The 20,340-nt window shown below is 37.5% G+C and carries 15 protein-coding genes and 1 pseudogene; 3 read left to right on the top strand and 13 right to left on the bottom strand.

Annotated features, from left to right (window positions below; all coding sequences use genetic code 11):
- Positions 1-88 precede the first annotated feature (88 nt).
- The 4 genes and pseudogenes from RSX24_RS31610 to RSX24_RS31625 form a co-directional block, all read right to left on the bottom strand.
- Complete coding sequence (locus tag RSX24_RS31610; protein WP_343262813.1) at positions 89-400, bottom strand: hypothetical protein; 312 nt, start codon at positions 398-400, stop codon at positions 89-91.
- Positions 401-1,110: 710 nt separating this feature from the next.
- Positions 1,111-3,366, bottom strand: a complete 2,256-nt coding sequence (locus tag RSX24_RS31615) for a type I restriction-modification system subunit M/S (protein WP_343262814.1) — start codon at positions 3,364-3,366, stop codon at positions 1,111-1,113.
- A 257-nt stretch (positions 3,367-3,623) separates the two neighbouring features.
- Positions 3,624-4,584: pseudogene (locus tag RSX24_RS31620) on the bottom strand (IS110 family RNA-guided transposase); the annotation flags it as partial.
- Between the two features lie 259 nt (positions 4,585-4,843).
- Positions 4,844-6,661 carry a hypothetical protein gene (locus tag RSX24_RS31625; protein ID WP_343262816.1) on the bottom strand — a complete coding sequence of 606 codons (1,818 nt, stop codon included), beginning with the start codon at positions 6,659-6,661 and terminating at the stop codon, positions 4,844-4,846.
- A gap of 248 nt (positions 6,662-6,909) precedes the next feature.
- Here RSX24_RS31625 and RSX24_RS32425 point away from each other — a divergent pair, with 248 nt between their 5' ends.
- Positions 6,910-7,014 (top strand): helix-turn-helix domain-containing protein, encoded by a 105-nt coding sequence (locus RSX24_RS32425; RefSeq protein ID WP_343262826.1) that lies wholly within the window; start codon positions 6,910-6,912, stop codon positions 7,012-7,014.
- Between the two features lie 667 nt (positions 7,015-7,681).
- Here the strand turns inward: RSX24_RS32425 and RSX24_RS31635 are convergent.
- From RSX24_RS31635 to RSX24_RS31665, 7 genes are all read right to left on the bottom strand, one after another.
- Positions 7,682-8,149, bottom strand: a complete 468-nt coding sequence (locus tag RSX24_RS31635; RefSeq protein ID WP_343262817.1) for a hypothetical protein — start codon at positions 8,147-8,149, stop codon at positions 7,682-7,684.
- Positions 8,139-8,447: a hypothetical protein gene (locus RSX24_RS31640; RefSeq protein WP_343262827.1), complete on the bottom strand. Its 309-nt coding sequence runs from the start codon at positions 8,445-8,447 to the stop codon at positions 8,139-8,141. The genes RSX24_RS31635 and RSX24_RS31640 overlap by 11 nt, the downstream gene beginning before the upstream one ends.
- Before the next feature lie 338 nt (positions 8,448-8,785).
- Entirely contained in the window at positions 8,786-10,105 is a 1,320-nt protein-coding gene (locus tag RSX24_RS31645; protein WP_343262818.1) for a hypothetical protein, read from the bottom strand.
- Positions 10,106-11,063: 958 nt separating this feature from the next.
- Positions 11,064-12,614, bottom strand: coding sequence for a Cthe_2314 family HEPN domain-containing protein (locus RSX24_RS31650; protein WP_343262819.1), 1,551 nt, complete (start codon positions 12,612-12,614; stop codon positions 11,064-11,066).
- A gap of 505 nt (positions 12,615-13,119) precedes the next feature.
- Positions 13,120-13,272: a hypothetical protein gene (locus RSX24_RS31655; RefSeq protein ID WP_343262820.1), complete on the bottom strand. Its 153-nt coding sequence runs from the start codon at positions 13,270-13,272 to the stop codon at positions 13,120-13,122.
- Positions 13,273-14,029: 757 nt separating this feature from the next.
- On the bottom strand, positions 14,030-14,323 hold the full coding sequence (locus RSX24_RS31660) for a hypothetical protein (RefSeq protein ID WP_343262821.1): 294 nt from the start codon (positions 14,321-14,323) through the stop codon (positions 14,030-14,032).
- A 14-nt stretch (positions 14,324-14,337) separates the two neighbouring features.
- Positions 14,338-15,573 carry a WXG100 family type VII secretion target gene (locus RSX24_RS31665; RefSeq protein ID WP_343262822.1) on the bottom strand — a complete coding sequence of 412 codons (1,236 nt, stop codon included), beginning with the start codon at positions 15,571-15,573 and terminating at the stop codon, positions 14,338-14,340.
- A gap of 188 nt (positions 15,574-15,761) precedes the next feature.
- On the opposite strand from RSX24_RS31665, the gene RSX24_RS32410 reads away from it, so the two are divergent.
- The gene (locus tag RSX24_RS32410; protein ID WP_438286912.1) at positions 15,762-15,992 is read left to right on the top strand and encodes a zinc-ribbon domain-containing protein; all 231 of its coding nucleotides are present in this window, start codon (positions 15,762-15,764) and stop codon (positions 15,990-15,992) included.
- Between the two features lie 956 nt (positions 15,993-16,948).
- Positions 16,949-18,997 carry a tetratricopeptide repeat protein gene (locus tag RSX24_RS31670; protein WP_343262823.1) on the top strand — a complete coding sequence of 683 codons (2,049 nt, stop codon included), beginning with the start codon at positions 16,949-16,951 and terminating at the stop codon, positions 18,995-18,997.
- 65 nt (positions 18,998-19,062) lie between these two features.
- Here RSX24_RS31670 and RSX24_RS31675 read toward each other — a convergent pair whose 3' ends face one another.
- Positions 19,063-19,191 carry a hypothetical protein gene (locus tag RSX24_RS31675; protein WP_343262824.1) on the bottom strand — a complete coding sequence of 43 codons (129 nt, stop codon included), beginning with the start codon at positions 19,189-19,191 and terminating at the stop codon, positions 19,063-19,065.
- A gap of 125 nt (positions 19,192-19,316) precedes the next feature.
- Positions 19,317-19,592 carry a hypothetical protein gene (locus RSX24_RS31680; protein ID WP_343262825.1) on the bottom strand — a complete coding sequence of 92 codons (276 nt, stop codon included), beginning with the start codon at positions 19,590-19,592 and terminating at the stop codon, positions 19,317-19,319.
- Positions 19,593-20,340: the final 748 nt, after the last annotated feature.

Consider the following 20,340-nt stretch of genomic DNA (forward strand, 5'->3'; position numbering starts at 1 on the left):
CGGACTATGTTCTTGTCCATTCCGGCAATCGGTACAAGTTCTTGTCCTTAGCTTGGGACAAGAACTTGTACCGATAAAAAAAAAGCCGCTAAATTAGCGACTTCAATGGGAATATGTTCTTGTCCCTCGACAGCAATTGAGTTTTCTTATCTTTTTTAGAGTTTTTGATACTATAATCCATAAAAAAGTCAATCACTTCACGTAATAAAGTGTTCCTTCCCGTAAATAGATCGCGTTCAACATCACGGATTGCATCTATAAACTGAAAATCAATTTTTTTTAGTGATTCATTATCCGCGACTTGTTTCAGACTTAAATCCCCAGCATAAATATTGGTCTTATACTTTCGCAAAAAGCTATGTTTAATAATTTGCCAGTAATCTTCCGCAATATTATACATATGTACGTCCTCCTAATCATCATATATTAAAACATCGATATACATCTTATGGCTACGTCTGCTATTCTGATATAGGTATAATTATCTATACATTTTAACACACTCTACCTTCTCACTCTTACAGAAATTTCTTATCTATTATTTGATCATTCGGTCAAGGTTTTAGTTGCTTAATAATCGGCTAGGAGGCTACCAGCCGACCTTCTTCACACTACCGTAAGTACCGTTTGGTTTACGGCGGTTCAACCTCTTGAGTACAATTGACACAGGGGTTCGTACTGGGCAGAGGGAAGACATAATACCCCGCCGGTACGTTTTTAGCTCGTTATGGAACGAGACAGTACCGCGCTTCCCTCGACCTTCCGGTATTCCCAGCTTACGCAGGTTCAGTACATTCGTTCTCGACTTCTTCCAGCACTTCGTAAGATTCGTTTTGCGCTGATTAATACTTGCTCGCAAAGCGTATTTCCAAAGCCGACTTAGGGATCTTCGAAAAAATGCCTAATCGTTAATGGGACCATGTTCTTGTCCTTTTCGGTAATCGGTACAAGTTCTTGTCCCCCGACATGTTACTTTTACAAATTAAAGTTCTCTTGTGTTTGATCAATCGTCCTATTTAAAGTTGTATCCTCGAAAAAAAGACGATTACAATGGAATAGAGTCCAAGTACGGTTTCCCATGGACTCTTTGACGACTGTAATTCGTCTACCTCAAATTAAACTATCCAGCAGTTGCTCTAATACATCATCGGCCTCAACAAGTTCCCCTTCTTTATCAAAATGATACGATATCCATCGGAAACCAGATTTTTCAACACTATTATAGAAGTAGCAAGCATTCTCATCAGGCGATTTTCCAAACTTAAGTTTAATGAATGGCAGCAATTCTAGAGGTTCAGGATTTCCCTCAGAATACAGATACAGCTTTTCGCTGTCCGGCATAAGTGTGGTCTGAATGCTGATTCTTTTGAAAATTTGCCTCGTTCCCATTAATGAATAGACATGCATATGGAAAATGCCTGATTTGCGCATTCCATTCTCTGGACAAATAATCTGATAACCCTCGTACGTGTCAATCATAAGTTCACGCAAGGCTGCCAATTCCGACTCCAAAGCGCTCAATCGTTTCTTAGCTTCCTGGTCATTCTCGATTCCCCCGTGGCCCTTCCATCTGTTCCGGAATTCGGCGGTTCGCTTCAACACTTCAAAGGTTTTCTTGCTGGATAGGAAATTGATTAGTTCGGGTCGTCCCGCTCGAAAAGCCTTAAGGCAAATTTCTTTTCTGTCCTGATTTCCCATTTCAGTTCGGATAATTTTAGCAATTCGTTCACCCAGCACAATCCATGTGCCAAACGTGGAGCGATACAGTGACTCCTTCTTGAAGTCCGCGAAAACCGTATCTCTATGTAATTCAAGCAAGCCGGAATCGGACTTTAGGCCACTTAAAAGCAGCGTCGTGTTAAACTGTGTCATTGCTTCAAAAAAGTGAAAGAGATGTTCTTTCTTTAACCTGACGTTTGATTCTGCATAATACCTCCACAGGATCGAAGCCATTGGGAAGGGCATCGTCTCCATCCACGACTCAAAACCAGATTCTCTGTTGATTCTTTTCAGAGATTTCATGGTTTTTTCTACATCGTTGGGCTTGTTCCAGAGTTGTTGTTCGATTGTATAAAGCATAGCTCGCAGCTCGGTAATTTCATTCTGAACATCGTTCATCAGGGTCTGTGTCTCTATCGAAGGAAAATAAACTTCACATTCTTTAAGTCTAGAAAGCGAAATCCTCGAAAAGGCACTTCCTTTTGATAAGTACTTTCTTATCATTTGTCCCATCTCTGTGCAGAAAAATCGTGCTACATATTCTGCGTTCGCTTTCTCACTGTCCAATACGATTTGTATGTAATTGTTTGATTTAAGCCTCAGGTCAGACAATCGTGCAACAGTATCCGATTGGCCGCTAATCGGCAAATACACAGCGTTCGGAAGATCCTTGAATCCTTCTTCCCATTTGGCGTTCCACAGATTGATTTCTTTCTTGATTGAGGTCATTGTCACCGGAGTCAAATTCATCCTCCGGGACAATTGACCGATATCACGTTCTAGCTGAACTTCCTTAAAGGAGCTAAATGAATAAGGGTCAATAAACGTACCACGTTCCAGCGTCTTTCCCTTCTTACCTGCGGCCATGTTGTTTAAGACAGGTTGAATATCATCTTCTGATCCGATTTCCGCAATAAACGTCAACCTGGAAGGATCAGCACGTCTCATTACAACCATATACGTACTAATTTGTGTGTAAGGAGCAAAGGTTCCCGGGGGGAAGTGTACGATAGCTTCAAGATGAATACCGATCAATGACAAATGCTTAAAGCTGACGGATTGAAAGAAGCGGGATGATACTACAAATAGAGCAGTCCCTTCCTGATTAAGCTTTGTACAAGCCTGGAAAAGAACGAGCAATTCCATCGAGTCAGCAAGAGTCTCTACTCGCCCTCTGTTTTCAACCGTAATTTTATCTCGTGGCGTCCCAAATGGTGGTGATGAAATAATTAAATCCCACTGATCATCATATTTATCAAGCGTTTCCAGCGGATTACCAACTTTGGTCTCTATATCCGTATTCCCGTTAATCGCACTGAACATCTCTTCATCTATAGTATTGTGTAAAATGGAATGACGTTCAGAATCCGGTTTTGCTAGCCGGATTAATCCTCCAAACCGGTCCCAAGGGTCGAGAACCTTTTGATAAGTCTTTCGGGCAATGAACGAAGATATAGTTTTTCTCACCAGTGGTGGTGGAACAAGAATCTCTGTCCTCTCTATTGACCAGGCCAAGTTGGCTGTTTCCTCGATCGATAAGAGCAACCCTTGGCTCCGAGCTTCACGTAAAATAGCTTGTAATGTAACCCGCTCCCCCTTTTCTCGCATTTGATTATATATCTTCCATAATTCATTAATCGAGCTCAATGTTAATCAACTCCTGTAAATATCTGTTCGCAGAAACTATGGAATGTAGATTATTTTGTAAAAAGCCCTATCTATCCTGAAAATGGTTCTATTACGTATCCCTATTGTTCTCACTACCGAATACTCGTTTGAACACAAAATCTACGCGAAGGCAAATAAATCCAACTGTTGTTACTCCAAACATTTTCATTATATCATTATTTGCATTTCTGATCCCTACCTGTTCGGCCATTCTCATATATGATTTCATGAACTTATATAATCTGTTTGGGATGCCGATAACGTTCAATGTCGCCAATTTCAGGAGAGGAACCCGGCTATACTGTCCCGGCCAATTCCTTTTATGGCCAGTAGTTGCTTCACATGCGGGACCTGCTCCAAGAGCTCATCCAGCCTTGTTTCAAGCTCTTCAAACTTTCCTTCAAGCAGCTCGTACTGTGTTAACAACAGCCTAAGCTCGAGTTTTGCTAGTGCTGTACCTTCTCGGATACCAACGGAACGGCTTGCCACTGCTTTCAGACTTCTCATACGCTCAATGCCGAGACCTCGCTTGGCAACCTTTCTGAGGTGACTTAGCAAGGCTTCCTCAGACTCAGAAACCAGCTCATTCGGCAACAAACAAAGACTGAGCATTTGACGTGCGGACTTGCATTCCCAATCCTTAAAAACAGTGAGGAACTCTGGAAAATACCGATCCAACCCGTTATGGACGCGGCCTTGCACCACGCGCAAGTCAGTCGACAGGAGATCGCGAATTTTCATCGCTTCCCTTAGTTCGGCATAGATCCCCTGAGGAAGGTTAGGTACGGCGTATCTTCCATCCTTGACGAGCTGTGCGATGACTTTAGCATCTTTGATGTCGTTCTTGGTTGGCGAATTATCGTCCAGTTCTTTGCTTTTCTTCACGTGGAGCGGATTAACCACAGTGCACATAACGTGCTGTTCTCTTAGAAAATGGGCCAGGTTCAGCCAGTAGTGACCGGTCGGTTCCATGCCAACGATGACGTCCTGAAACCCTTGCTCCATCGCAATCTTTCTAAGCCAACGAACGAACATTTCGAAGCCATCACGGTTGTTTTCAAACGTGATGGGCTTCCCAAACTTGACTCCGGGATAGTCTTGTGCTCGAGCGACGTGTTTAAATTTAGCGATGTCTACACCGACAATTAAGGTAGACGAAGTGATTTGATTAATTCGATCATTTTGAGTAGAACTCATTTTGTAGTCTCCTTGATTTTTTTTGGATCCGTTACCTGGCCAGGCGTTGTGGATCCATTAACATCATATCAAGGAGTCTTTTTGGTTCTCAAACCTCGTATTTCTTCATAATAGGAATGCTGCCCGTTAGCTTAATGAAATTGCATGGAAAACCAGTTAGATACATATCTAATCGTTAATCAGCTCATGTTCTTGTCCATTTCGGCAATCGGTACAAGTTCTTGTCCCTCGACAGATAAGCATCGTGTGGTGTTTCCGTTTAGAACGGCAATAATTTTAACTCGTCCATACACTTATCCTCTTTATAGCCTAGATTTCTAAGAATCTTATACTCTGCGAGCTTACGTAGTCCACCAACATATCTGGTCAATACCATTTCTTTACGTTTTGACACGCTAACATGTAGTAGACACTCTTTTATGATTTTCAGCTTTGTAATTGCATCCTCATCATTGACGCAGCCTACATAATTCCAAGTCGCACTACTGATGTTACTATCTATAAACGCCCTTCTATAAGGTCTATTCCTAGATTTCTCGTCTGTATCCAGAATACTTGCAAGAACTCTATCGGCTAAAATCGATTCCTCCACTAGCATCGTTCTAGCTGGTCTTTCCTCCCAATGGTGTGTTCCTACACCCAACCCACGATCTGTTCTAATACTCTCTGTTAGTTTTTTGTGAATATATTTGATTATAACTTGCTTCCAACCTTCAGGATAATCTTCAGCCGTATAAGATGAGAAGTAACTATCCAGAATATTCGCTTCTTCACTATAAGCATTATCAAGATCGATACGAAGCCTATAATTATCTTTGGTCATAACTCTGTCATGGTTTTCACTAAGTAGCTGCTCAGTGGTGTATTCTATATTTTCTGTATTAATAACATGGATTGGAATGTTTCTTAAGATATTCAGAGCTAGTTCTACTGCTTGGTCTCCTTGGTCTGAAACTATCTTTTTAAATTCCTCGTCTTTACTTATTTCATCCTCAGGTTTAAACGCTTCAAGCAATTTTTCTCTGATCTCCTCCAGGAACAATTCTTCGGAAAGAATAACTTCATCACTATCCATAGTCGGAAAGAGTATACTGTGACTTGATGGGTCTAAAACTTCTAAATCAGTAGAAATAATATTGCCTTTAAGATCTGTAAACAAATCATTATATGCAGCCATATCTTTACGTATTTTTAAGCGGGCGTCCTCATACTTCCTTTTGGTAAGAAATACACCCTCCTTCTTATACAAGAAGATAGCTTTACTGGTTGCAACGTCAGCTTTTATCTCTGTCACTATTCGCTTTAAAGTCTGCGACTCATCATCATTATCTGGTTTTAGTAAGAACACATATATATCGGATTTAGCGATTTTGGATGCTTCTACATTCCCAGAAACCCCTGGAGTATCCACTATCTCTAAACTCCGAAGGCCGCAAGTCCTAAGAATTTCTTTACAAAACTCACTTGGCCTCTGGTAGGTATCAATATATGTGTTACATTTCCTTTTTTTAGATCGTCTTTCTACAGCTTGAATCGCCTTACAAACAGCTTCAATCTCAAGCATCACTTCGATATTGTCCTGCCCATATGATTTATTAACGAGTGATGATACCTTTTCTCTTAATTGAGTGATTTCAATATCTTTATCATCTGCAGTATAAATACTATTAAAATCGGTATGGAATTCATATGATTCATAGAAATAGTACTCCGATATCTTTACGTTTATTGGGCAAGAAGTTTTATCATCGCTATTACCACAAAAAAGCTCAACAAATCCAAGCCTATCTTTTACAAATCTTGAGTTATAAAATGATTTCCCCCCACGTGCTCTTCCCACTACAGCCATACGCTTTATGACTGTTTTGCCTGAAAAAATGGCGTCGTATTCATCATCAAATTTCTTTTGAAGATAATCAACAATATCCTCCGCCTTCCATATCGGGCCAGCGGATGTTTCAATGAAAGAGTCAGGGAAACTTGGATCACGTTTTCTCCAATTTGAAATATTACTGCTACTAGTTCCACACAAATTTGCTACATCACTTAACGCTAGTAAATCCTTTTCAATTATCATAGAACAACCTCCGTTAATATCATTCACACAATTCGTTAATAGTCTTCAAATCGTTGTGAATAAAACATAATCCAATTCATGGAAAATGTCAATCTAATTTTTACAATATAAATTGAACTCGTAACATTAAGAACCGCCTGAATCGGGTAAGAAATAAAAAAGAACCTGAAAAGGCGGCGATCAAAATGACTCTCAAACAAGAAATTGAAAAACTAACAGAGGCTATGAAGAATACGGAAAGTACCCGGATGTATGAAAGATATTTAGCTGTCCGGCTGCATCTGGAAGGTCGGACCCTCACTGAAATTGCTGATATCTTGGGTAGATCTTTTCCGGCCATCAGCGGATACTGAAAGAGTTACCGCAAAAGGGGAAATGTATACTGAATGTATTAAGAGAACAGGGCTATCCAGAAAGTCCTATCCGCAAAATCTTAGCAAGAGCTGCGGGGAAAATTTGTGTTGAAATTGATAAAAGGACTCAAATCGATGTAGAATATTCTTGATTTAAATGTGCGGGAAGTAAGGCACTTTTTGCACATTTTCAAAGCGAAATAGGAATGTGCAGTTTAATGCATTAACAGGCAGAATAACGATTAGATAAACGTCTAATCGGCAATGAGAATATGTTCTTGTCTAATTCGGGTAATCGGTACAAGTTCTTGTCCTCAGCAGCTAGTCTAGTGCCAATTTCACTTTTTTAATACGTACCCGCCCATTTTTATTTCTATCGAGCTGTTTATTCCATAAAAAAATTGAAAACTGTGCTACAATATGCTGCCTGTTGAGATTTTAATCACATCGTTTTTTTGATGCTCATCTAATCGGTAATCGGACTATGTTCTTGTCCCTCGACATGTTTTTCAGATTAATTATCATTGTGACGTTGATCTTTATGTACAATCCCTCATTCCCAATAGTTCTTCCTTTGTAAATCTACCGCACATACTAATACACCTCACTATAAAATTCGTTATAGGTTCAGGTGGGAAATTGTTATTCTCATAGGCTCCGCATCACGCTATGCTACAGTCCAATCAACTAGTTCCTCTATTATTGGTGATCTTAGTTTACCATCTTTGGTAAAGCACTGAAATCGAACTTTGCAGCTTAAAACTGGTTCCAGATCATTTCTTACAAGTTTTTTTAATTCATAATGAAACTTAGACAGTATGTTTCTATGTGGTGGGAATTCAACTATCCCGACGTATTTTCCGTCCATTTGTAAACCCCAACCAAATACTCCTTTGCGAGTTGCTGAGACCTGGCATGTTACATATTGATATACCTTTATTTTTGTAATTACATCTTTTGGTCTTGCATTTAAAAAATATGGTGCATCACTGTTGTACTGAACTATGCACTCTAACCCTTGTTGTTTTACTCGTAAAAAGAGCTGCAGGCCATCATCATACAAAGGTGTTATGGATATTGTCCCAGATGGGGTTAACAACGTCTGAAGAAGTTCACGCTTCTTATCAAATGTCATCGTCATTACCGACTCGCCATGACCCACAAGACATTATCGGAAAATGAGCTTTTAAAGTTTTCCAGATTGATTTGACGGCGATAGACTTTTTCGTGTGAAAACGGGTCATTGCATCGTCCCACCAGATCTTCGGTGGCTGATCTGTGGGTTGAGTAACATCAAAAGCGATGCATTTTCCATCTAGAATGTCGGTTTTAACTGATAATTTTATTTCTTGAAGCTCCGGAAAGCATTCAGTTACTTCAGTTCCATGTCTTGTATATTCACGTACACTACCATTATCGTAATGAATTAATATTCTAAATCCGTCCCACTTAAAGCTGGACTTCCAGTTTTTTTAATCTCACCAGGTACTAATGGCTGTGACAACATCGGTTTTAATAGTCAAAACCCTCCGCCCTAACCTTAGAATGCGGAGTATAAGTGATTCTATATGAGATTGTTTGGATGAATGAGAATTATGTACAGTCAAATGTCATCGCAGCAGATTAACGGATATCAAGTAGATCGAAGGAGAGTACATGACGGCTGAAGGCAACTTCTTCAAACAATCCGCTTAAAAGTTAACAACCCCAATCGAAACAACGATTGGGGTTTGTTCAATCTCTTCACTTTATAAATCCAAATTAGTATTGATCATATAGGACGGATATCTCCAGCTTTAATACCTGCATTCAAATTCCCATATATACTTCTCACCATATTTTCGTTTGTTTCTGCCATTTTCCATTTGGACATCATAGCTTTAGCTAAATAATTAAAATGTTTGTCTACATGCGTTTCTATTTGTTTATTATAATCATGAAAAGATTCATAAGAACTTATATATCTAAAATAAGTTTCAAATAGAAGTGCATCATCAAAATATGTATCAACTATAAAACAATAGATTGAATCATTAGGGAAAAAGTATTTATTCATCTTTTTCAATAAATCAAATTGTTTTTCCTCAAATTGAAACCAATCATTGGGTAAGAGTTTTCTTATTTCTGGATTGTTTTTATCGTACCTGAGTTCATTCGCTAATTTAGACATATATTTCCCTACAATTACAACCAAAACATCAGAAATTCGAAGCCCAACATGAGTAGTAGAATCTTCATTTTCTTTTATTGATGGAAACTTTAATTTTTTGAACGGTTCTATTGGTATCCCTTCATCAAGAATCAGTTCTGTTGACTGCATATTAAATTTATTGGCAAGGCTCATTTCTGTAATCCACAAATCAATGTCAAATGACACCTTGTTCCAATCAAATGATGCTTGCTCAAAAGGGGTGTCTTTAATCAAATGCTTTGTTTTTCTAATCACTTGAATTATCCCGCTATAACTCTGTATTTGTCTCTCCATTCTCTTTATATGCTGGTTCTTTTCAATAAAGGCTACCATGTGTTTCTGAATTTCTGTAAGAACTTCTCTATTTCCTATATTTGAATCAAAAATAGATTGAATTACACGTCCACTAGCTTCTTTCTCCAAATATTTTACAAGAGCATATTTTAAAATCCGTGCTGATTGTATATAGTTTTTTTCTTCTATATCGAGAATCCAACTTGTCAATCTATTGTCTACAACTAGAGACATTTTATTTATTGAAAATAATAAATTATAAACATCATTTTCAAGGAGTAAGTCGAACAAGGAACTATAAAAATCTAGTTCACGATTTTTAAGACTAGCGATACCATAATTGAAATTCTTGTCCAAAATATCTTTTCCTTTTAATTCTCTATCGTCAGAAAAATTTCTAGAAGACATGTATTTTTCTTCTAACATTTTATATTTATCTTCAATTATAAGGAGGTTTTTCTCATTTATCTTAATTAAGTCAGCAACATAAACATACATGTTGTCATTTCCTAACTTGATCTTCTTCTCTTCATCATAGGGTGTCGTAATCCTAATTGTTTCTTGCGGACCTTTTTCATCAATATATAAGTAATCCAATTTTTTCATCCTTTCACTTCTAATTTGAAATTTCTTCTACTTTTATTGACTATATAGAATCATAGCAAGTATATCTAGGGATTCTTATTTTATTATCTGCATTATCTACATTTGTTACATGAAATTTCGTTTACTCTCTTAACTTATAATTCTATCTAATGACGGGGGTATCCGTGATGACTTCCTCATTCCAACGTTCGGGTTCAAAGGAAAATGGACCGGCATCTAGTTTATATGTCGCTCCTGGTACATCACGATACCGGAATTCAAACGCTCCAAAGACTCTTTCTGCAAAAAAGGGAATGGGATTCTCCCCAATGTTGCCCCACGTCCTGCGCGACATAAGAAGGCGTGAGCCATGTCAAAATCGACTGCTGCAAAAACTTTGCCTTCGCTGTTGTGCCCTGGATTTATAACCTTTAGATCCGTTGTGGTGATGCATGACAGACGAGACAATTACTCGTTCAACCTTATTGTCTATGTACTTATTTCTATAATCTATTTACTGTTCTTATTCTTTTCAATTACTAAGTATAATTCAAACCCCTTCGTAAGCAAACCAAGCAGAGCTGTTACGAGAACAATAATTTCAATGCTGATAATGTTGACCTCCCTTCCCATAATTAAATTGACTTCATGGAGTCGTTAGATCCACGAAGTTAGTTTAATTCAAGCGGGGCTAAAGCGTAAAGTAAAAACAAAAATATAATTCTGCAATGATAAAACAAGCTGGCCTATGGTTCGGCCAGCTGGTGGCATTATGAGAGATACATTGAAGTTCAATCAACCAACATAATATTTTTGAATTGCAACTGTACCTCGAATTTATGTTCCGGAGCTAATAAGAAGAGTGTCCTTATTTTCTTGTATTTCTTTTTCCATATTCTTGAATATGATACCATCACAACTTTCTCATAAATTATTCCGGTGCCGGTCGGCAGTGGTACACATTCACCTTTATAATAGTCTACCCTTTGGTGTTTAAATGATATTCTCCAATTGCATGAAAATGAGTTAGTGCAGTATCAAGGGACTCAATTAGAGCATAGATCATCTTACTATTTTCAATAATAGCAATCATCAATTCATAATCCATTACTTCCTTGTAATCCCCAGCCATAAAGTCTTGTTTCACTAGTAAGTGAAAAAAATCTTGACGTGAGCTGTATAGTTGTTTGTACGCAGCACTACTGACTATATAATTGCATTTTTTCACAGGCGGTAAAGAACTAATAAAACGGTCTTCATTTTTGGGATTTTGAAGATATTGTAGCACACCTTCAAATGTAATATCACCTAATTCTAATTCAAAGAGATCTTGTAGAATCATTCCTAACTTATCGTAAACACTATACATACGAATTAAGGCACTATGAATAAAATACCGATAGTTCATGCCATTAAATCTCACCCAATGTTTATCACGATCTTGATACGATCGTAACATTGCAGTACGAGACATTTCAGCTGCATAACCAATACTTCTCGCACTCTCATGTATTCTTACCGTTACATCTATGAGTTTATAGTAGATCCTATTCAAAGGGGGACTTGAAAATTTAATCTTCCAATTCATTACCTCTTCTAACCTTTGATTAGCCCATTGAATATATCCTACTGAGAGATCATTAAAATCTGTAATGTCACTATGACTAAAGTTTTTCCTCACCTTCTGAAGCTTTTTCTTTAACAATTTTGGTTCACTGAGAACATTATTTTTAAATCCGTACTTCTGGACTTGATTTTTGGTAACCAATCTTACTCTATTCTTTAATAAAGCAATAGCTTCTTCGATTCCGTTGTAAATAGCATCAAGATTATCAAGAATATCTTCTGCTATTTTACTTTGACTTATAACATTATTTCCGCTCAAGTGAAATGATAAGTTATGGTCATTATTCTTTCGCGCTTCATCTACTGAAGAGAATTTATTATGACTCTTAAGGAGACTAAAATCGTTGAATAATTGGGTTTCTTTGAAGCCTGACTTGTTCAATTTTTTCCTCAGGCGAACTAATGAGTTCTTTTTTGGGTCAGCGTCTAACGGAACCTCATAATATATACAGTGAAAGCGAATAATTTTCTCCCATGCACCGATTGTTTTGATAATACTGTTGGTCAAGAAATAACGCTCAGAAAAAAAGTGACTCTCTGCCTTTTCAAACATCTGACAAAATAGATAACATTCGAAACTAGCATGGTAAGCGAAACGGTGAGTCTCCTCAAGTAAAGAAAACATATGCTCTCTATTAGTTAAGGAACTTTCAGCATATATTAAGTTGCCATTTGTTTCATTCAAGTTTGTGTTTTTATCGTCAATAATAAATTGATCAAACAGGCTATTTAATCTTTGATTTCTTTCTATTAACTCTAGAGATTTGTTTTGGATCTTAGAGAAAGTTTTTGGTATATTTTTTTGGCATTTTTCACAGCAATACTCTATAGGTGTAGCTGTAAAAAGCTTGAACTCTACTTTTCTTTCCACTGCTTCGCCACACCCTATACATGAATAACTCATCTCGATCCCCCCGAATTAAATGATCTAAATTTAAATTGACTTTTAGGAATTGATGGGTCAACCAGCTAAATTCTTTTCCCCTAAAAACACTAAGGTGGATTAGCGAAAACAATTTTTCAATTTAATTCAGTCTACAGCATTTAAATATGTAGCTACAGGGCAGAAATATTACGACACCTACTTAAACTGTCCTGCACTATCCAGCCACTTGAAGTTTTACGCCGGCGCTGCTATTCCCGCCTATTGTTTACCCTACCGTCGTATCCATCGAGCTGCACGACCTGGAACCGCCGCGATATCCAGAAGTGCTTCGACCGCGCACCGGGTATAGAAGTATAAAACTGCGTCGTACATCGTCGGCTGCTATGGTGTTGCTGAAGTAACTTTACCTCTTCGCCATTAGCATGGCCGAGGCCTCCATCAGAATTTTAATAGGCGCGAACAACATTACCAAATATCGATGGTTTCATTTGGATTACAGCGACAACGTAACGAATTTCATTAGCTAGATATTGGCTGGAATTGCTCGAATAGACTCTGCCGATGTCATCTCGTTAAAAATGATATCGTAAGAGTGTTGGTTCTTCTGTCCCTTGCCGCTTCCTTTTTTGTACTCCACTTGGAGATTTTCCTGCAGCAAGCTGTCCATAAGCGACATAACTTAACGACCTCCTTGAAAAAATAAATAACAGACTTTCCTTACCGACCTATCTGATTTAGGAACGTAATTTTGGAGATCAGAAACAATTTTATATTAAACTTATGTGATGACGATGCAGTGCATGTCTTCATTATGTATACATGCTACTCTGCCAGAATACGCTTTAATTCATCCTTAAAATGTGTAGAGAAAATATTCTTCTGTATAGATTCCTTCAATAAACTCAGCAATTCATCCTCTGTCACATCTAACGGCCGTGGTACAAACCGATCTTTACCGGTTTATTTATCTGCTTTATAAAAAGCAAACCGGATTTCATTTCTATTTAAATGACGAACGAAAATGTCTTCTATGGTAGCAACGTCATCCTCAATTTGTACTCTTGCTTGTTTTTCGAGAATGCAATATTTGGTACTTTTAATCATATACTATCATCGCCCTTCTAATTATAAAAGACCACTTGGAGTTTTGAACCAAGTAGTCTTTCGGGATAAGTGTAACATCTGTTTGAGCTCACTCTACCTTAACTTCATTAATCTATGCAATTGAATTCTCTTCAGAGAATTTTACTTATCTTACGGTAGGGCTTACATGATAATAAAGGTTAGTAACAAGCCCTGAACAGTACGATTTAGTAAACTTTTGATAGTCCTTTCACAGATTAAATTCTTCTTGAATGTGCATACCTCTGCCATCACATTGTTTTCTGCATTCTTCTTCAGCACGGGCTCCAAAAAAATTACTGAACTGAAGATTATTGTGAGCTATAGATCACTGCACCTGCGGGAATATCATCTGGAGAAATAGCGTTTCCTAAACATATGCCAATATTCTTTTTGCCAGCAATTGAATGATTAATCTGTAAGGAAACAACCTCAGCCACTTGATCTTCCTTGTCCGCAGTTTTGATTACGATCCGATCCCCAATTAATTCTTTGATTGCTGATGGTGTCATTTCATCAAAATCCGGGTTAGCTCCCACAACGATTGTTCCATATTCCGGAGTATCGAGCACTAAGCCGACCCCGAATAACATTCTAGAATCCATCTAGATGGCCTCCCTTATCTCTGATCTATAAATAATTCACTCTTAACGTCTTTAACCCTGAGATCCGCGTTATGAAGCCTTACAATCGCATCTCTTAACAATGCATATCTTTCAGTGGAAGATAACTCAGGAGCAAACCGAGCTGCTCTAATGCTAGCTTGCGCCTCGTCCAAAGCAAAGTTCCTTTTTAACACTTCTGGTGGAAGGTTATATAAAGGAAATGCTCTTCCCGCATTGGCTGCTTCATAATGGCCAATAATCTCATGGGCCAAGGTAGCCTTCATCGAAATACGCGAATTGGCACTTAATGTGCCTATACCTGGGGCCGCTGCCGGTAATACATCCGTATTTACCACCAGCCGGTTAAACATCATTCCTGTATTCCATGTATCATAGTAGCCTGGATATGCGAAAGCAATGTTTTCTTCCGGAAAGTCAAGTTTGTCTAGGTATTGCTTTACCTCCACCTTTTGAAGATCTGTAAGCGGCAATTCGTTGCGCTGACCATTACTTAAGATCTGTCTAAAGTCTACCGCACCATCGTACTTGACTGGAGCCTCCAGATGAATTTTGGGTTTGAAAACAGAACTAACACCTAAAACCATACCACCAGCACCTATCATGTTCGCCCAATGTTCACTGGACCATGCATTTGCAGGTAGCGTTGCCTCTCTTATCGTTCCATGTACTCCAAATGTCAACCAATTCAACGTATCTTGCGGAGAATTAAATGCCTTGTCTGCTCGGTCCACATACCCATTTACCAATCCACTAGGAATACCGAATGTCCAGTAGTCTAGAAAACCACCCACACTATCATATCGCTTCTGGTACCGATCGTCTGCAGACTGTAGAAAAGCTTCCCCAAGTTCTTTTAAGCTATCTACGGATTTTTGGAACGCATTCCGTTTATCCTCCACTGGTAAAGGACTGCATGCATTCGGAGGAGGCGGAAAACAATTGGGATCTGACTCCCTCATCGTATGAAGATCAGCTTGCAAGAACCGTTCCCCGTGATTAAGTAATGTAGCAGATATTGAGTATGTTAGGGCAACAACTTCGTTCATAACCAACTGTGATTTTCTAAAATCGTCGTAAAACTTCTCTCTTGTTGACCCATCCCAGTTAGCTTCTATGTTCATCATACTTTGAATAAGATGTTGATTCATTTGCTTAAAGGCTTCACAGGCTGTAGCAAACTGCTTACTGATCGTAAAAAGTTGTTCCGGAGAAACCCTAATCGTTGTCATAGATACCTCACCATTATGAAAGTAGATAATAACTAAATTTAGGTAATAATTGGATTTTAAACTCTCGCTAATCCATATGTCAATCGGCTGTTAGTAGTATAAGTTGAGCACCATCATTCACAATGGTTGAGTAAAGAGTTTATAATGGTTTCAGATAGAAATATTTGATTAGGTATGAGGTGATTAACATGCTAGTAGATCACCGATGTACCAATTCCTTTAAGGATATCCCTGGCCATTTAGTTGAAGAATGGAACTTTTCTAAAACAAAAAACTTCCTTCCGGAAGATGTCACTGCTGAATCGCATCGAAGAGTTTGGTGGAAGTGTACCTTTGGACATGAAGAATTTGATCCAATCAGAGTTCGTGTCGAAATAACGGTTGCGTTCATTGTAAACGAGAAGCCAAAAAAACATTAGACGCTAATAAGGCTTTAGGCAAAAAACCATTAACAGGTTCATTTCAGGATCTGATACATAATCCGAATATGAAACTTATTGGGTCCTAGGATTACCCAAGGAATTTAATTCAAACGAAACAATCGAATCCCACTTCGAAGGGGAAAATACCGAGTTTGATACAAGAGTATACCGTTCTTTAAAGCGATATAATATTATTACCATCTATCAGTCCTACAGCTTACTTACTATAAATTAGATTCTATTAGAAATCTCGGTGAACGATCTCAAAAAAAGCTATATATGATCTTAAAAGCACGGTTTGGGGGACATATCTAACCTCATATCTGTTTGAGTACGCATAATTGCTCCGTCCTCCCGGCTTATGCAATCCCTACAATTTTATGAATCTGTACTTCCAAACAAATGTTATGGATTTAGACCTCCATTAAGATGGCTCCCGACAATCTAGGAGCGCATTCAGCATCTTCAGTTATAATGGATAATGGATTGGAGCGTTCTTCCACAAGGGTCCACAAGACCTTATCTCTTTAAAGCCGCGGCCGTTGGGGGAAACCAATAATTAAAATTGGAATTGAAGAAGAAAATAGATTTCCTTTAGAAGTTAACGGAATTGCGCCTACCGATACTGATAATGATATTATGAGAATAACACAAATGTTAATTACACCAGTGATATTCGAAGACTTTTTAACGGTCGCCTTAATCACTTTGAACAACACAAAAAATTCCATGTTCAAAGATTCAGCAATTATGAATAACCCCTACTTCCACACTATACACATCTAAGTCGTATAGTAATTGAAGACGACTTCGTACAATCTCTAAGATTGTAGCCGAAACACTCACTGAACAAGTCAACTGCAAACTACAAAAAGTATCATGACTTTTCTTTGAAACGAACGTATTTAGTTATGCGAATTAACTAAAATCCTTAAATAAGAGGAGGTTTATAAATGAATTTCCCATCATATTTTGGCCCCAAACTATCAGGAGGATCGTATAGCTCAGCAGGTTACTTATACCAAGATATATGTGCTCTTTTTGGTCTATTTAACTCTTTAAATAGAGGAGAAAAGGTCACAAGTTTAGGAATAGAAATGACTAATGATTTCACCATTCACCGAACAAACTCTACAATAACTGCTCAAGTCAAAAAGACATCCATGAATATAAACGATATATTGGGTATTATACGAGAGACTCCAAATATTGAGACGGATACCATTATGATTGTCTGTACTAATTTTCAAGAAGATTTAAGACAATTAATAACAAAAATTGAAAGATACAAACATGCTATGAATTCTGATCTAGATGAAACATGGAAGATATCCATCACGAGAGATTTTTATGAGGAATTAAACAAACGAGGAATCAATGATTTACAGGATTGTTTATTTAGATGTGAGTTCTTAGAATTACCTGAAAATATGGCATACATGGCTCTTTATTTCGTAGCTCTAAAATGGCTTGAGAACTATAAAGCCACAGTTGATTTGTCAAACTTCATGAATACTTTAATGGTGCATATTCAATTTTCAAGGGCTAATAGAGGATCTTTGTCGATATCTGAATTAGAGATGTTTGTCAAAAATCACTCTACTGAGTCCATTGTCAATCACATTATAAAAAGTGCTTATGAATCTCAATTTATTGAACCAAGTCAAATTATATCTATGCTAGGTGAAACTAAAGAAGAAATTCTTGATGAGTTAGAAACTAACATTCAACTTGCACAGAAACATTTGGATAATGGGGAATTTAAAGAATCCTTAGAAATATATTTAGCCTTGGATAAACTTTATAAAAAGGAAGTTATAAAATTCAATTGTTCCGTTCTCTTTGAATTGCTAGATGATTATAAACGTGCTTTAGACTATAGTAGCGAGGTTCTAAAATTGAATCCATCTCATTATGATGCAAACCTTATTAAAGGAAGCTGCCTAGGTAGATTAAATAGAATTGATGAAGCTATCGAACAGTTTGAAAAGACCTTAAGTATCAAGGAATCAGAAATTGCTCATTACAGCCTAGGCTACACGTATTTAATATCAAAGCGTGATAATTCTATGGAGAAAGCCATTCGACATTTTAAAGCATGCATAGAGCTAGATCAAGATTTTGTAAGCGCACATTTAAACCTTAGTATTGCTTACTTTCAAAGTGGTGTTTACATGGAATCTCTAGTTCATATCAATAAAACGCTACAATTGGATCCAGAATTATCAAATGCGTATTCTCATAAAGGAGAACTTTATCGCTTTTTCGGATTATATGACGATGCCATAGATTATTTTGAAGAATGTTTATCACGAAATGCGCAAAATAAGACTGCACTCTACGGTATCTCATTAACGTTTGCAGAAAAGGGTTACCTTTCTGAATCGGCAATTTATTTCAAACAGTTATTCCAATATTATAGAGATGATTTTTTCAAATTAGAATTTAGTGAATCTATCGGAAGGATGTCCCAAATCATTGATATCGGTTGGAAACGTACGCTTCTTGCCACATTAGAAGTACTAGATGTTGATCATTTAGCAGTACACATATGTGGGGTGTACTTAAAAATCCCTTTAAATGAAACAAAAGATTTTATCTTCATTGGAACTTTTCCACTCTCCGACTATACTGGAACAATTCTGTATCCCATGGTGGGGAAATTCATTGAAAAACTTGAGGACTTTCATTCAATCAAAAAACAAATACAAAATTCTGTTGACATTTTCCAATATTTTGACAAACCCCTATATGTAAATTTTGATAAAGATATCGAAATTCAAATTCAAGAACGAGAAAAGTATATTCTAATTGAAATATTTTTTAGTAATGTATACAAAATGGTAGGAATCACAGATCAGAAAAGTGGCAGCCTTGAAGCTTTTATTGATTACTTCGAGGAGTATGGACAATGTCGTATACATTTAGAATGTACAGAAAATTCAGAAAAATTTATCATTGATGGAATCAAAAATGTACAAATTGATACCCTCAAACGATAAGGGTTGTTATACCCTTGCTAATATTGATCAAAGGGTATATTTCTATCAATACTTATACGGAGGAATTAGGTTATGACCGGTTTGGTGCCGCCGGCGGCGATATTGGCTCTAGCGTAACCACCCGCTACCTGGCTTCCAGCCACTCCGGACACAAAGTTGATCTCTTTATTTACAATTCTGTCCATTATTAGCATAAATAAATTCTTCCTACTCCTTGCTAGCACTCTTATTCATGGAGTGCTAGCAAGGTAATTGGAGATATCTTAATTGTTCCTTCTACACATCAATGTTGTTTCGTTTGCTCGGGCTTTTTCTTATTTTAATGCCTTAATATATTCATTGCTTCAGAAATTGTCCCTACATGTTTATAAATTGCATAGTTAAGTGATACCTTTAAATACTCTTCTTTAGTAAGTTCCAATGTTCCACTTTTATATCTTGCAACAGCGCTTCCAGGTGTGCAACCATATCGATCATACCATTCCTTCAACTCACTTATTGCTATTTCTTTATCCCATACTTTCGTGCTGACACCTTCTTGCCCTAGAATTTGTCTAAGCTTTCTTACTCCACCTAACCATTTTTTTATGTACACCGCAAGCGTATTATAAGCTTCCCCCTCCCGATCTTTCCATTTACCACTCTTCCTTAACCACTCTTCTGTAGGAAATTCATGATTTTCAAGCTAGAAAACCTTGGATTTACTGTAACTCTGTCCACATCAGAAGCATCCTAATTAACTTTCTCAAACCAAAAGACGCAGCTTTTTTTAAAATTTTGTAAGCTGAGCCTAGCTTCGTATTGTCTTTTTTAGAGTTACGCTATGAGTTAATTTTCAGGGTAGTTTAATGAATTAACGGCTAAAATAATGATTAGGTATATGACTAATCGGGAATAGGAACATGTTCTTGTCCAATACGGTAATCGGTTCAAGTTCTTGTCCATAACAATGACAAATCAGCATAAAGTACGATATCTGCATATGTTTCACCTACCTTGATCCAAAATCACATTAAGCATCCTGCCCTACTCGTCAATAAAAACTTTAGCATAGAATCCCCATAGTTGAAGCTGGTCTCTTCATCCTTTAGCCTGTTAGTCGCTCATAAGAGACTCACTACTCACACTTAGATATTCATCTAATCGGAAATGGGAACATGTTCTTGTCCATTTCGGCAATCGGTACAAGTTCTTGTCCCTCGACAACTAACGGTTTTTGTTTCAATTTTTTCACATACATCTCAACTGATTTTTGAAGCACCTTCTGCTGATTACATTACTTCGTATTTTGTTTTTTTCTTGCCCAAATATACACCGCTGTTGAGCCTACTAGCGCAATAACC

This window comes from Paenibacillus hubeiensis (genome assembly GCF_032334105.1).
GTDB classification, from domain to species: Bacteria; Bacillota; Bacilli; order Paenibacillales; family Paenibacillaceae; genus Paenibacillus; species Paenibacillus hubeiensis.

Coding starts and splice junctions, on each gene's coding strand:
- RSX24_RS31610 (WP_343262813.1), bottom strand. CDS start 400: ATGTATAATATTGCGGAAGATTACTGGCAAATTATTAAACATAGCTTT.
- RSX24_RS31625 (WP_343262816.1), bottom strand. CDS start 6,661: ATGATAATTGAAAAGGATTTACTAGCGTTAAGTGATGTAGCAAATTTG.
- RSX24_RS32425 (WP_343262826.1), top strand. CDS start 6,910: ATGTATGAAAGATATTTAGCTGTCCGGCTGCATCTGGAAGGTCGGACC.
- RSX24_RS31635 (WP_343262817.1), bottom strand. CDS start 8,149: ATGACATTTGATAAGAAGCGTGAACTTCTTCAGACGTTGTTAACCCCA.
- RSX24_RS31645 (WP_343262818.1), bottom strand. CDS start 10,105: ATGAAAAAATTGGATTACTTATATATTGATGAAAAAGGTCCGCAAGAA.
- RSX24_RS31650 (WP_343262819.1), bottom strand. CDS start 12,614: ATGAGTTATTCATGTATAGGGTGTGGCGAAGCAGTGGAAAGAAAAGTA.
- RSX24_RS31655 (WP_343262820.1), bottom strand. CDS start 13,272: ATGTCGCTTATGGACAGCTTGCTGCAGGAAAATCTCCAAGTGGAGTAC.
- RSX24_RS31660 (WP_343262821.1), bottom strand. CDS start 14,323: ATGGATTCTAGAATGTTATTCGGGGTCGGCTTAGTGCTCGATACTCCG.
- RSX24_RS31665 (WP_343262822.1), bottom strand. CDS start 15,573: ATGACAACGATTAGGGTTTCTCCGGAACAACTTTTTACGATCAGTAAG.
- RSX24_RS32410 (WP_438286912.1), top strand. CDS start 15,762: ATGCTAGTAGATCACCGATGTACCAATTCCTTTAAGGATATCCCTGGC.
- RSX24_RS31670 (WP_343262823.1), top strand. CDS start 16,949: ATGAATTTCCCATCATATTTTGGCCCCAAACTATCAGGAGGATCGTAT.
- RSX24_RS31675 (WP_343262824.1), bottom strand. CDS start 19,191: ATGCTAATAATGGACAGAATTGTAAATAAAGAGATCAACTTTGTGTCC.